Below are 13508 nucleotides of genomic sequence, written 5' to 3'. Positions count from 1 at the left end.
GCACCTAAATCATACATGATTTCTCACTATGGTTGTCAATTATTTTTTTATATTTTTTTATCTGTTGCATTTAATTTTACAACGAACCTGCTCGATTTTTATCGAGCATTATAAATTTTGTGGTGTAATTGTAGGAGCATCTCCCCATAATCTTTCTAAACAATAAAACTCTCTTACTTCTTTATCAAAAACATGAATTACTACAGACCCAAAATCTAATAAAATCCATCCTGCTGAATGATATCCTTCTTTATTAAGCATCTCAAAACCGTGTTCTATCAATTTTTCTTCTACTGCGTCTGCCATTGCTTGTACTTGATTAGAATTTCTTCCTGATGCAATAATAAAATAATCTGCAATTGTAGATACTTCATGAATATCTAATATCTTTATATCTTCTCCTTTTTTGTCATCTAAAGTATTATAGGCTATTTTTATAATTTCTTTTGCTTTTTCCAATTGATTCAATATTAATCCTCCTTATTATTAAAACTCAAACTTTTTAAAGCTTCTATTGTTAAAGGATGTATTATTTTATTTCTTTTTTTAACATAATCAAGAGTATTTTTCAATGCAAATATCATTGCTTCATCTAAATTTTCAAAAGCAAGTTTTCTTATTTTTTCTAGCCCTTCAAAAGGTATACGATTCGGTTCTATATAATCTGCTAAATATATTATTTTCTCTAATTTAGACATATTTTTTCTTCCCGTAGTATGATATCTAATAGCATTTAATATATCTTCGTCTTTTATTCCATATTCTCTTTTTGCTATCTCTGCACCTAAAAAACTATGGCTTAATTCTATATCTTTTAACATAATATCATCTAGAAATATATGATATTCTTTACATAAACGTAACTTTTTTTCTTTAGGAATATTTTTAGCACAATCATGTAATAATGCAGATAATTTAGCTTTTCTTTCATCTACATTATACACATTAGCTAATTTTATTCCTGTTTCAACTACTCCTAAAGTATGAATAAATCTTTTAGGAGAAAGCGCAGATTGAAGTTTTTGTTTTATATCTTTGTAATCCATTATAATCCTCTTTTCATATATATAGATTAAATTTATATATATAATTTTCAACAGATTCAGGTACTAAATATTTTATAGGCATTTTATTTTTCACTCTATTTCTAATATCCGTTGATGAGATTGATAAAGCTGGAACTTCTAAAAAATGAATTTTGGATTCGTATTCATTTCTTATGGTTTTAACTTTTTCAATAAGTTCTTCTTTATAATATTCTGGCCTCGTTACTGCTACAAATGTACAAAGTTTAAATAATTCTTCTGGATTTTTCCAAGTAAAAATCTCTTTAATAGCATCAGCTCCTGTAATAAAATAAAGTTCAATTTCTTCTCCATACATCTGTCTTAAAGATTTAATTGTATCAATTGTATATGTAACTCCTTTTCTATCTATTTCCATTCTAGAAACATCAAAATATGGATTCGTAGCAGTAGCTAATACTCCCATTAAATATCTGTGTTCACTATGGGTTATCTTATCATATTCTTTATGTGGAGGGTTCCCTGCTGGCATAAATAATACTTTATCTATATTATACTTGTATCTTACAGCTTCTGCAGTAACTAAATGTCCATAATGAATAGGGTCAAAAGTTCCTCCCATTATAGCTAAAGATTTAAGAGAACTATAATTTTTATTAATATTTCTCATATTAAAAATCCTTTCTTATCTTAACTTCTATTATTTAGGTAAAATAATAGAAGGATTTTCTTTAGATGGTCTATATAAGACAATTTTTTTCCCAATAATTTGTACAGGTTGTGATCGAGTCCGTTCACAAAGTATATCGCATACTTCTTTTGATGACATCATACAATTATTTAAAACATTAATTTTTATTAATTCTCTTTTTTCTAAGGCTTCATCAATAGCTTTTGTTAATTCAGGAGTCACTCCTAATTTACCTACTTGAAAAATAGGCTCTATAGTATTAGCTAATTTTTTAAGATATGCTCTTTGTTTACTAGTAATCATAAAAATTCTCCTTTTAAATCATAATACTGTTTTAAATTTTAAAGCTTTATTTTATTTTAATCGGTATTTAAATATTTTATTTATAATATTCAAATTCTAAATCATAAATTCGTACAGTATCTCCCTCTTTTATTCCTTTTTCTTCTAAAGCTTTAATAATTCCACGTTCTTTAAGATATTTTTGAAAAAAAGCAAATCCTTTTTCTGATTCTAAATTGGTGTATCCAATCATCTTCTCTACACCTGTTCCTTCAACGACAAAATAATGTTCTTCTAATTTTTCTATGGTAAAAGGTTCTTTTACTTCCTCTTTTTTAGTTTCTTGGAATAATTCAAACTCTTCTTTAAACTTAATAGGATTTTTATCTTCTTTTTCTAATAATTTACTTATTTCAATTAAAAGTTCTTTTATTCCTTTTTTAGTTGCCGCTGAAATAGGAACAACTTTTATTCCTTCTGGTTCAAATTTTTCTTTTAATAACTCTATATTTTCCTCTGCTTCTGGTATATCTATCTTATTTGCAGCAATAATTTGAGGACGAGTTAATAACTCTTTATTATATTCTGATAATTCATGATTAATTTTTTCAACATCTTCTAATGGGTTACGATTTTCTAAAGAGGCAGCATCTACTACATGCACTAAAATTTTAGTTCTTTCTACATGTCTCAAAAAATCATGACCTAATCCTATCCCTTTATGAGCTCCTTCAATAAGTCCTGGAATATCTGCTACAACAAAATCTCTACCATAAGGATTTTTTACAACTCCTAAATTAGGACTAATTGTTGTAAAATGATAATTAGCTATTTTAGGTTGAGCATTACTTATAACAGATAAAAGAGTAGACTTCCCAACATTAGGAAACCCTACAAGTCCAATATCTGCTATCACTTTTAGTTCTAAAATAACCCAATATGATTGTCCTTCTTTACCTTTTTCTGCATAACGTGGAGCTTGTCTTGTAGATGTAGCAAAATGTTGATTCCCTTTTCCTCCTTTTCCTCCAGGAAGAAGTACTTTTCTTTCGTTTTCTTCGGTTAAGTCAAGCATAACTTTACCTGTTTCAGCTTCTCGTATAATAGTTCCTGGAGGTACTTTTATAATTAAATCTTCTCCATTTTTACCATGCCGTCTTTTTTTACCACCATCTTCTCCTGATTGAGCTTTATAATGCTTTTTATGTCGAAAATTCATTAACGTATTCATACCAGGATCAACTTGAAATATTATACTTCCACCATCTCCACCATCTCCTCCATCAGGTCCTCCATTAGGTACATATTTTTCACGACGAAAGGATACTGCTCCATTTCCTCCTTTTCCTGATTGTATAAATATTTTTACTCTATCTATAAACATTAATCCCACTTCCTTATTTCAATCCTTATAAAAATATTTTTATATATTATTCGCCATAAAATGATCAATTATTTATTATTTTTTATATCATATATTAAAAAAGGTTTCAAATGAGTTCATTTGAAACCTTTTTATATATTATTGTGCCATTTCAATAGGATATACAGAAACTTGTTTTTTATTTCTACCTTTTCTTTCGTATTTTACACGTCCATCAATTAAAGCAAATAATGTATCATCTCCACCTCTACCAACATTATTTCCTGGATGAATTTTTGTTCCTCTTTGTCTATACAAGATATTTCCTGCTTTTACAAACTGTCCATCAGCACGTTTAGCTCCTAATCTCTTGGATTCAGAATCACGACCATTCTTAGAAGATCCAACTCCCTTTTTATGAGCAAAAAATTGAAGATTCATTCTCATAATAATCTACACCTCCCTATATGAAATGTCTATATTGTCCTTATAATCTTTTTGAATACTAGTAATACCTAATTCTAAAGATCTAAGTAAAATTAATGCTTCTTTACTGTTATTATTTCCTTTAGAATTAGATAAAATACAACTTAAAAATCCACCTTCATTTTTATATTCAACTTCAATAACATCATTAGTTAATTCTTGTATGGAGTTTACGGTATTAATCGCTAAAGCACTAACTGCAGCGCATACAATATCTTCTCCATACTTTGAATATCCAGAATGACCAGTCATTTTAAATCCACATATTTCTTTAAACCTATTGTAAAAAAATTGTACTCTAATCATAACTATGCATTAATTGTTTCAATTTTTACTTTTGTATAAGGTTGCCTATGTCCACGTTTTTTGTGGTATCCTTTTTTAGGCTTATACTTATAAACAATAATTTTTTTGCCCTTTCCTTCTTCTAATACAGAAGCAGAAACACTGGCATTACTTATAAAAGGAGTACCTACGGAAATAGTTCCGTCTTTAGATACAGCAAGAACCTTATCAAAAGTAACTTTTTCTCCTGCTTGAACTCCTAATTTTTCAACATTAATTACATCGCCTTCTTGTACTCTATATTGTTTACCACCTGTTTCAATAATTGCGTACATTAGTACACCTCCTTAACCCGATACTCGCCGGATATGGTACAAATGTTTTAACCTCTCCGAGCGGCTACATACTAATTAATAATAACATAAGATTCAGTTTTGTCAAGGTTTTTATTAATAATTTTATAACTTCATTTATTATATTTATACAATATATTTCCAATTATAAATCCTGCTATAAGTCCTGCTAAATGCGCTGCATTATCTACAGAAGGAACTGTAAAACCAAATCCAATACCTATTAAAATCATAATTGTAATATTGTAAAAATTTAATCCATCTATTTGTTTTTTTGTTTTACAAGCTAATACTAATAATGCTCCTAAAAGACCATATATTCCTCCTGAAGCTCCAGCTGATACACTAAAACTAAAAAATATACTAGCTAAACTTCCTATAATTCCTGAAATCAAATATATAACTATATATTTAATTTTACCAAAATATCTTTCTATTTTACTTCCAAAAACATATAATGCAAAATTATTATATAATAAATGATTAATTCCTATATGCAAAAACATAGATGTTATAAGTCTCCAATATTGATGTCCTTTGATTATAAGAAAAGGTTCATTAGCACCAAATAAAATCAAAGTGTTAATATCTTGTGAGCTACCTTTCTTTTCCATCAAAATCCAAATAATCGAATTTAATATAATAATCCCATAAGTTAAAAAAATATTTTTGCTTTTTATTTGTAAATTGAGTTTTTTTTCAAATTTATCTTGATATTTTAATAAATTTTCATCTTTTTCTAAATTAATATCTATCATATTAAAAGTATTTTCTATTATTTGTTTTACATTTAATATTTCATTAAATTCTTCTTTTGTAATATTAATTTGTTTAGAAGAAGTATTTACAATCCAAGTAGTTGTATAAATTTCTTTTTCAGGATAAAATTCTGATTGGTCATTATATTCCAAGTTATATCCTGTTATTAATAAATTAAGAACAAAAAGATGACTACAATCTAATTTTTGAAAATTTTGAGTAAGTTTTAATTCATAAAGATTATTCCTATAAGTAAATAAATTCAAATCAATATTATCCATATTCCATAAATTTACAATGTATAACATTGAATTATATCTTTTTATAAATCTAACTACATCTGTATCTTTAGAGAAAATATTATGTTCTTGATTATCCACTAATAATTCAAAATCCTCTTCTATAAAAAGAGGATATGCATTCTGAATAAAATTTGTAAACATAAATTGCTCCTTAATAAAGATATTTATTATATAATACTAAATTTTCACATATTAATCAAAACTTAATTTTAGGCGCCTTAATTGGCGCCTGATTATTCTACAGATAATATATAATAATATAAAGATTGTCCTCCAAAATGTATTTCCACTTCACAATCTGGATAATTTTCTTCTATATATTCTTTCACTTTTTGGGCTTCTTTTTCTTCAACATCTTCTCCATAATAAATGCTTACAATCTCACTATCTTCGTCTACAATATTATTAATTAATTCTTTAGTAGCTTCTTCTAAATTATTAGAAACGACCTCTATATTCCCTTCTATAAGTCCTATAATATCTCCTTGCTTAATTTCTCTATTTTCGATGGATGTATCTCTAACAGCAAATGTAAGTTGTCCTGTTTTTACATAAGACATACTTTCTTTCATAGAATTTAAAGTTTCTTCTATGCCACGATTAGGCTCATATCCTATCATTGCTGCTATTCCCTGAGGAATAGTTTTAGAAGGAACAACTAAAATTTCTTTTCCATCAATTAATTCTTCAGCTTGTTCTGCTGCTAAAATGATATTTTTATTATTTGGAAGAACTATTATTTTTTTAGCATTAACTTTATAAGCAGCATTTAAAATATCTTCAGTACTAGGATTCATTGTCTGTCCGCCTTTTATTATATAATCTACTCCTAAATCTTTAAAAATTTGACTAATTCCTTCTCCACTAGCTACTGCTATAAAGCCTATTTCTTTTTCTTCCTTAACTGCTTGATTTAAAGTTTCTGTCTCTTTTATTTCTTCAGTTACAACTTTAGTTGTATGTTGTTCTCTCATATTGTCAATTTTCATATTAGTAAGAGATCCATAAGTTAATCCTTTTTCTATTGCCTGTCCTGGATGATCTGTATGTACATGTACTTTAATTATTTCTTCATCTTCTACAACTACTATGGAATCTCCTATAGTATTTAAAAATTCTCTTAATTCATTAACATTAGATGGATTATTATCAGAACGATTAATGATAAATTCTGTACAATATCCAAAGGTAATATCTTCATTATTTATAGATGCTAATGCTCCATAAGCAACTTCTTTATTTTGAGAGATATTTTGTTTTAAGCTAATTTTACCATTTATATTTAAAGCTTCTAAAGCTCCTTCAAGAATATATAATAAACCTCTTCCTCCTGCATCCACTACTCCAGCTTGTTTTAATACTGGAAGCATATCAGGAGTTTTTTGTAAAATAGTATGGGCATATGAAATAACTTCTTTTAGAAAATCTTCTATATTTATTATTTCTGATGCTATTTGTAATGCTTTTTCTGCTCCTTCTCTAGCTACAGTTAAAATAGTTCCCTCTTTAGGTTTCATAACAGCTTTGTATGCTGTTTTTACCCCTGTTTCAAAAGCATCTGCTAAAGCAAAAGTATCTATTTGTTTATGATTTTGAATTCCTTTTGCAAATCCTCTAAACAATTGTGATAAAATAACTCCAGAATTTCCTCTGGCTCCTCTTAAGGACCCTGAAGCTGCAGCTTTAACAATTTCATTTATATTATCAGAAGTAATTTTTTCTACTTCTCTTGCAGCTGATAACACAGTTAATGACATATTAGTTCCTGTATCTCCATCTGGAACTGGAAATACATTTAATTCATCAACTGCTTGCTTATATTCCTCTAATTTATTTGCTCCCGCTATAATCATGCGTTTTAATATTTCCCCATTTATATGTGAAATACTCAATTTGTTGCCTCCTTTTTCTTTATCCAATTAATTATCCACTCGTACACCTTCAATGAATATATTTATTTTTTCAACATCTAGTCCAATAAATTCTTCTATTTTGTATTTTACAGTATTTATTAAGTTATCAGCTACAGCAGAAATTTTTGTACCATATTCTACAATAATATGCAAATCAATAACAACACTATTTTCGTTAATTGATACTTTAATTCCTTTAGTAAGACTTTCTCTTTTAAGAAGTTGAACTAATCCATCAGTAACATTTTTAGTTGCCATTCCTACTATCCCATAACATTCCATAGCTGTCAACCCTGCTATACGTGCAATTACTTCATCTTCTATAAAAACATTTCCATACTCATTAACTAATTTACCAGCCATTCTCCTACCTCCTGGATAAAAATTCTTTTCTTTATAATAATATATAGCATATTACTATATATTATATCATTTTTTATATATTTTCAAAATAAAAATATCCTAATTTATAATAAAAATAAATATTTTTCCTTGCATTATAATATACTATCTGATAAAATAACTTTGTTGTGTCACGGTGAAGTTTAAAGGAGGTGTACTAATATGGCAAAATGTGATATATGTCAAAAAGGGGTTCACTTTGGAATTCAAGTAAGTCATTCTCATAGAAGATCTAATAAACAATGGAAACCAAATATTAAACGTGTAAAAGTATTGGAAAATGGAATAAAGAAAACATTAAATGTATGCACAAGATGTTTACGTTCTAATGCTGTTACTCGTGCTTAATTAAAAACAAAACAAAGTTCTAAGAACTTTGTTTTGTTTTTAATTATTTGTTTTTATACCAAATATTGTTTTTAATATATTTCCTATAAATTTAGGAGTTTTTATTACGATGAATCTCATTTCTTCACCTCCATTAATATTTACCAATAAAAAAACATCCTAAAATAATACATATTATTGCTATAATAAAAAGGAATATAGCCCCTGGAATAAAAAGGGTAAAAATCATACCCATCCCACATGCAAAGAAAATTAATCCTAATACTCTTTTTTTCATTCTTTTACTTCCTTTTTACAGTACTTATTATAACTTATTCTATATATCAAAAATATGTGCTAAAAAAGTCTCAACAGATGTTGAGACTTTTAAATTTCTTTTGATTTTATAACTAATAAAAGACCTGATTTAATACTTATATGAGCTTGTGAAGTTGTCATTACATTGCTAATACCTAAAGAACTCCCTGATTTTAAGTTTTCTCCTTTTAGGGCATAATAAAGCCCTTTAGTATATATTCCTTTTACTTCCATAGAAAATGGTATTAAAGATACAATATCATTTTCCTGCCCATAAATCGTTACTTCATTATCTATTAAAATTATTTCATTATATTCATTTATAATTTTTGTTCTTACATTTCTTTGTAAAGAGTAATAAAGCAAATGTATATTACCTAATGTATGATCTAAACGATTACCTATCCCTCCAGCAATAAAAATCTCTTTTGCTCCTTTATTTATAGCATAATCTAAAGCTAATTCCGTATCTGTTTTATCTTTTTTAGAAGAAAAAGTCTTAAATAAAATATTTTTATTTTTATAAAATTCTATTGTATTTTTAGAAGCAGAATCTAGATCTCCAATAATTATAGATGGATTTACTCCTAATTTTTTTGTGTGTTCTATTCCCCTATCTGCACATATAATATAATCTGATTGATTTATATATTTTTTATAAAAAGAATAATTTTCTATATCTCCACCAGCAAAAATTAATACTTTCATTCTTTCCCCTCAAATTCACTAAACCTTTTTATAAAGTCTTCTATTGATTTACTAGGATTTGAAGAATTATAAATAGCTGATCCTGCTACTAAAATATTTGCTCCAGCTTTAATAAATTTTTCTATATTACTTAGATTAATCCCACCGTCTACTTCTATTTCAACAGATAAACTATTAGCTTTAACATAATTAGATAAATCTTTAATTTTATTAATACAAGCCGGAATTAAATCTTGTCCTCCAAATCCTGGATTTACAGTCATAATAAGTACCATATCTAAATCAGAAATAATATATTTTAAACAACTTAAGTCTGTTGCAGGATTTAAAGCAACCCCCGCTTTCATACCTAAACTTTTAATATATTGAATAGTCCTATGAAGATGAGGAGTAGCTTCTGCATGTACAGTCAAAATATCTGCTCCAGCTTTATGAAAATCTTCAATATACTTATCTGGATTTGAAATCATTAAATGAACATCAAATGGAAGTTTTGTATGTTTTCTTAAACTTTTAATAATAGGAGGCCCTAAAGTAATATTAGGTACAAAATGTCCATCCATAACATCAATATGAACCATGTGTCCTCCACTTTCATCTACTAATTGTACTGCTTTCTTTAATTCTGAAAAATCTGCTGATAAAATTGATGGAGCTAATTTTATCATATATTACCATCTCCTTTGCTTAGACGTTTCTAATTCTTTATAAAACATTTGATATCTTTTATATCTCCCTGCATCTATTACTCCTTCTTCTACTTTTTGTTTTATTATACAATCAGGCTCATGTATATGACTACATTGTGAAAATCTACATAAATCATTATACGGCAAAAATTCTTTAAATAAATTTTTTAGTTCTTTGGGATTAATATGTTCTAAAGAAAGCATACTAAATCCAGGAGTATCTAAAACAAAGCTCTCTTCTTTTAAATTTAAAAGTTCTACATGTCTTGTAGTATGCTTACCTCTTTTTACTTTTTTACTGATCTCTCCAGTTTTTAAAGATAAAGAAGAATCTATAGCATTTAATAAAGAGGATTTTCCCACTCCTGAAGGACCAGCAAAAGTAGTTACTTTATTAAATAACTCATTTTTTAATTTATCAATTCCTATATTTAAAATAGCACTTGTCAATATTACTTTATATCCTATTTTTTCATATGTATTCTTAATCTCTTGATAAGTTTTTTCTTTATCTATATCTATCTTATTTATGCAAATACATATTTCTAAATTTTGCTCTTCAACCAAAACTAAAAATCTATCTAAAAGTTGAAGATTAGGATCAGGATTTTTGGCTGCAAAAACAATAATGGCTTGATCTACATTAGCTACAGAAGGTCTAGTTAAAATATTTTTTCTAGGTAAAATTTCTACAATACTTCCAGTTAAATTACTTTCCTCAGGTATTATTTTTACTATATCTCCTACAACAGGTGTAATATTAGAATTTCTAAATTTTCCTCTAGCTTTACATTCAAATACTTTATCCTCTACTTTTACATAATAAAATCCTGCAATCCCTTTAGTAATTATTCCTTTTACCATCGAATTTCCTCCACATTATTCAAATTCAATGGTTTCTCTATAATATATATCATCGTTAATATATACTTCAACATATCCTTCTCCTTCTCCTTCAATGTTAATTTTTAATGGAAAATCTGAAATACTATGAGTTTGTTCATAAATGAATTCATTTTCTCCATTTAATCTAACTCTTACATAAAATTCATCTGTATCCGCATCAAGAGGTGCTAATATTGTTATAGATTGTTCTTTTAAAACATCCTCTTCTTCTTTTTCTTCTGGACCTTCACTAACAACAAATCCTATATCATAACCTTCTCTTACAGTTTCTCCTGCTTGAACAGACTGACTAATTACATAACCTTTTTCTACTTCACTATGGTGTATATATGTGATTTGTCCAACCCCTAATCCTGCATTTCGAAGTTGTATTTTTGCAGCTTCTTCTGTTAGATTTAAAATATTAGGAACAGATACCTTTTTTATTTCAGGCCCTAAACTTACTGTTATATTAACTGTTTCTCCATATTTTAAATTAGTTCCAGGATCAGGGCTTTGTGAAATAACTAAATTTTCATCTATTAAATTACTATATTCTACTTTTCTCTCTACATTAAAACCTAAATCTTCTAATTCTTTTTCTGCTAAACTATAATTTTTATTTACTACATTAGGCACTTCAAAAGTTTCTATCCCTTTACTTATTGTTACTTCTACTTCTGAATTTAAATTAATAACTGTTCCTTCTTCTGGGTCTTGAAAAACAATATTTCCCTCTTCTACTTCATTACTATATACTTGTTCTCCTTCTTTTAATATGAGCTGTTTTTCTTCTAATATTTTTTTAGCTTCGTCAACAGACATATTAATAAGTGATGGAACTGTTACTACTTTTGGTTTTAAATATTCTCTTATCATATTAATTCCGACTACACTAATAATAGCTATTATAACCAAAGAAGTAAATACAGCTCCTATGGTAACCCATCTTTCTTTTGAATCTTTTTCTTCATATTCTACTATATCTTCTTTATATTCAATTTTTTCTTCTTTATCTGATGATTTACTATATTCTTTTTCTTTTTTACTATCTCTAAGTAATTTCATATCTTTTTTTGACATTTTAATGGTAGGAGAATTTTCTATATTAGGAATATTTACGAATTTCCCATGGGGTTCATTTATAGATTTTTCCATGTCTTCTATCATTTCATCAATATTTTTGTATCTATTTGCTGGTTTTTTCTGCGTAGCTTTTATAATAATATCTTCTAAACTTGAAGAAATTTTATCATTTATACTCCTAGGTGAAGGAATTTGTTCATTTATATGTTTTAGAGCAACTGTGACAGGGCTTTCTCCTTCAAAAGGAAGAGTTTTTGTAGCCATTTCATACATAACAATTCCTAAAGAATAAATATCACTAGTTTTATCCACATACCCACCTCTAGCTTGTTCCGGTGAAAAATAATGTACAGAACCAATAGCATTTCCTGTTGTAACAACCGTAGAAGAATCTACTGCTCTTGCAATACCAAAATCTGCAACCTTTAATACTCCTTCATCAGTTATTAATATATTCTGAGGTTTTATATCCCTATGAATAATATTTTTCCTATGAGCATGTTGAAGAGCAAAGGCAATATCTTTAGCTACTTCAAGAATTTTAAGAGAAGTAAAAGGTGCTTCTTCTTCAATAATCTTCTTTAAAGTTTTACCATGTATATATTCCATTACAATATAATGTATATTATTTTCATTGCCTACGTCATATATACTAACTATATTAGGATGTGATAAACTAGCTGCTGATTGAGCTTCAACTTTAAATCTAGATAAAAATTCTTCATCCGAGGCAAATTCTTCTCTTAATACTTTGATTGCTACATATCTTTGCAATTTATGACATTTAGCTTTATAAACAATAGACATTCCGCCCGCACCAATTTTTTCAACAATTTCATAACGGTTATTTAATATAGTTCCACGCTGTAACATTTTTTCACCTTCCTTTTAGCCCCCTAATAATAATTACTGAAATATTATCCAATCCTCCGTTTTCATTAGCTCTATCTACTAAAGATTGAGCAATATTTTCTAAATCACCATTATTTTTAAAAATATGTATAATTTCTTCTTCCTTTAACATATTAGATAATCCATCAGAGCACATAAGAACAAAAGAATTCTCTTCAATTTTTGAATTATAAATATCTACTTCTACCTTCGGATTAGTTCCTACTGCTCTAGTAATGGCATTACGATTTGGATGATTCCTTGCCTCTTTTTCAGAAATAGTCCCTTGTCTAACCATTTCTTCTACAAAAGAATGGTCTATGGTTAACTGTTTTATAATATCATTTTGAATAATATATAATCTACTATCTCCTACATGTGCAATATATATATCTTCATCTATAAAAACGGACACTAAAAAAGTTGTTCCCATTCCTTTTAAAAGCTCATTTTCCATTGCTTTTTGATAAATTACATTGTTAGTATAAGCTATAGCTTCTAACAAAAATGTCTTAATATTCTCATGAGAAATTTCATTAGAGCTATGGTCTTTAACATAATTACAAAAACTTTGTATGGCTAAAAAACTGGCATATTCTCCTGCTTTATGTCCTCCCATTCCATCTGCAACTATATAAATATTAGGAAGACATCCAAAACTACTATCAGAAATAAAAATAGCATCCTCATTGTTTTCTCTATGTTTTCCTACATGACATTTCCCAGCCGAAATCATTATTTCA

19 protein-coding genes are annotated in these 13508 nt (G+C 27.5%); 1 reads left to right on the top strand and 18 read right to left on the bottom strand.

The window, feature by feature from the left end; genetic code table 11:
* Window positions 1-108: 108 nt before the first annotated feature.
* From rsfS to OM90_RS02620, 11 genes are all read right to left on the bottom strand, one after another.
* On the bottom strand, window positions 109-459 hold the full coding sequence (gene rsfS / locus OM90_RS02670) for a ribosome silencing factor (RefSeq protein ID WP_058485350.1): 351 nt from the start codon (window positions 457-459) through the stop codon (window positions 109-111).
* 11 nt (window positions 460-470) lie between these two features.
* Window positions 471-1046: a bis(5'-nucleosyl)-tetraphosphatase (symmetrical) YqeK gene (yqeK, locus tag OM90_RS02665; RefSeq protein ID WP_058485331.1), complete on the bottom strand. Its 576-nt coding sequence runs from the start codon at window positions 1044-1046 to the stop codon at window positions 471-473.
* A gap of 13 nt (window positions 1047-1059) precedes the next feature.
* Window positions 1060-1695: a nicotinate-nucleotide adenylyltransferase gene (gene nadD, locus OM90_RS02660; RefSeq protein ID WP_058485330.1), complete on the bottom strand. Its 636-nt coding sequence runs from the start codon at window positions 1693-1695 to the stop codon at window positions 1060-1062.
* Window positions 1696-1725: 30 nt separating this feature from the next.
* Entirely contained in the window at window positions 1726-2016 is a 291-nt protein-coding gene (yhbY, locus tag OM90_RS02655; RefSeq protein WP_058485349.1) for a ribosome assembly RNA-binding protein YhbY, read from the bottom strand.
* 79 nt (window positions 2017-2095) lie between these two features.
* Complete coding sequence (obgE, locus tag OM90_RS02650; RefSeq protein WP_058485329.1) at window positions 2096-3382, bottom strand: GTPase ObgE; 1287 nt, start codon at window positions 3380-3382, stop codon at window positions 2096-2098.
* Window positions 3383-3520: 138 nt separating this feature from the next.
* Window positions 3521-3811, bottom strand: coding sequence for a 50S ribosomal protein L27 (gene rpmA / locus OM90_RS02645; RefSeq protein ID WP_058485328.1), 291 nt, complete (start codon window positions 3809-3811; stop codon window positions 3521-3523).
* A 3-nt stretch (window positions 3812-3814) separates the two neighbouring features.
* A complete protein-coding gene (locus tag OM90_RS02640) occupies window positions 3815-4153 on the bottom strand; it encodes a ribosomal-processing cysteine protease Prp (RefSeq protein WP_064505473.1) in 339 nt (112 codons plus the stop codon).
* Window positions 4154-4155: 2 nt separating this feature from the next.
* Entirely contained in the window at window positions 4156-4467 is a 312-nt protein-coding gene (gene rplU, locus OM90_RS02635) for a 50S ribosomal protein L21 (protein ID WP_058485326.1), read from the bottom strand.
* 131 nt (window positions 4468-4598) lie between these two features.
* Window positions 4599-5687 carry a rhomboid family intramembrane serine protease gene (locus OM90_RS02630; protein ID WP_058485325.1) on the bottom strand — a complete coding sequence of 363 codons (1089 nt, stop codon included), beginning with the start codon at window positions 5685-5687 and terminating at the stop codon, window positions 4599-4601.
* A 92-nt stretch (window positions 5688-5779) separates the two neighbouring features.
* The gene (locus OM90_RS02625; protein ID WP_058485324.1) at window positions 5780-7438 is read right to left on the bottom strand and encodes a DAK2 domain-containing protein; all 1659 of its coding nucleotides are present in this window, start codon (window positions 7436-7438) and stop codon (window positions 5780-5782) included.
* A 27-nt stretch (window positions 7439-7465) separates the two neighbouring features.
* Window positions 7466-7822 carry an Asp23/Gls24 family envelope stress response protein gene (locus OM90_RS02620; protein ID WP_058485323.1) on the bottom strand — a complete coding sequence of 119 codons (357 nt, stop codon included), beginning with the start codon at window positions 7820-7822 and terminating at the stop codon, window positions 7466-7468.
* A 201-nt stretch (window positions 7823-8023) separates the two neighbouring features.
* Between OM90_RS02620 and rpmB the strand changes: the two genes are divergently transcribed.
* A complete protein-coding gene (gene rpmB, locus OM90_RS02615; protein WP_058485322.1) occupies window positions 8024-8209 on the top strand; it encodes a 50S ribosomal protein L28 in 186 nt (61 codons plus the stop codon).
* A gap of 39 nt (window positions 8210-8248) precedes the next feature.
* Here rpmB and spoVM read toward each other — a convergent pair whose 3' ends face one another.
* The 7 genes from spoVM to OM90_RS02590 form a co-directional block, all read right to left on the bottom strand.
* A complete protein-coding gene (gene spoVM / locus OM90_RS13490) occupies window positions 8249-8329 on the bottom strand; it encodes a stage V sporulation protein SpoVM (RefSeq protein WP_408605907.1) in 81 nt (26 codons plus the stop codon).
* A 13-nt stretch (window positions 8330-8342) separates the two neighbouring features.
* Window positions 8343-8486, bottom strand: coding sequence for a hypothetical protein (locus OM90_RS12725; RefSeq protein ID WP_160323631.1), 144 nt, complete (start codon window positions 8484-8486; stop codon window positions 8343-8345).
* Between the two features lie 89 nt (window positions 8487-8575).
* Complete coding sequence (locus OM90_RS02610; protein ID WP_058485321.1) at window positions 8576-9214, bottom strand: thiamine diphosphokinase; 639 nt, start codon at window positions 9212-9214, stop codon at window positions 8576-8578.
* Window positions 9211-9882, bottom strand: coding sequence for a ribulose-phosphate 3-epimerase (gene rpe, locus OM90_RS02605; RefSeq protein WP_058485320.1), 672 nt, complete (start codon window positions 9880-9882; stop codon window positions 9211-9213). The genes OM90_RS02610 and rpe overlap by 4 nt, the downstream gene beginning before the upstream one ends.
* A 3-nt stretch (window positions 9883-9885) precedes the next feature.
* Entirely contained in the window at window positions 9886-10767 is an 882-nt protein-coding gene (gene rsgA, locus OM90_RS02600) for a ribosome small subunit-dependent GTPase A (RefSeq protein WP_058485319.1), read from the bottom strand.
* A gap of 15 nt (window positions 10768-10782) precedes the next feature.
* The gene (gene pknB / locus OM90_RS02595) at window positions 10783-12747 is read right to left on the bottom strand and encodes a Stk1 family PASTA domain-containing Ser/Thr kinase (protein ID WP_058485318.1); all 1965 of its coding nucleotides are present in this window, start codon (window positions 12745-12747) and stop codon (window positions 10783-10785) included.
* Between the two features lie 4 nt (window positions 12748-12751).
* Entirely contained in the window at window positions 12752-13501 is a 750-nt protein-coding gene (locus OM90_RS02590; RefSeq protein WP_058485317.1) for a Stp1/IreP family PP2C-type Ser/Thr phosphatase, read from the bottom strand.
* Between the last annotated feature and the right edge of the window lie 7 nt (window positions 13502-13508).

It is taken from the genome of Defluviitalea phaphyphila, from assembly GCF_001466305.1.
Taxonomy (GTDB): domain Bacteria; phylum Bacillota; class Clostridia; order Lachnospirales; family Defluviitaleaceae; genus Defluviitalea_A; species Defluviitalea_A phaphyphila.
The sequence above is the reverse complement of the archived record's forward strand: the minus strand, read 5'-3'. Positions and strand labels throughout refer to the sequence as shown.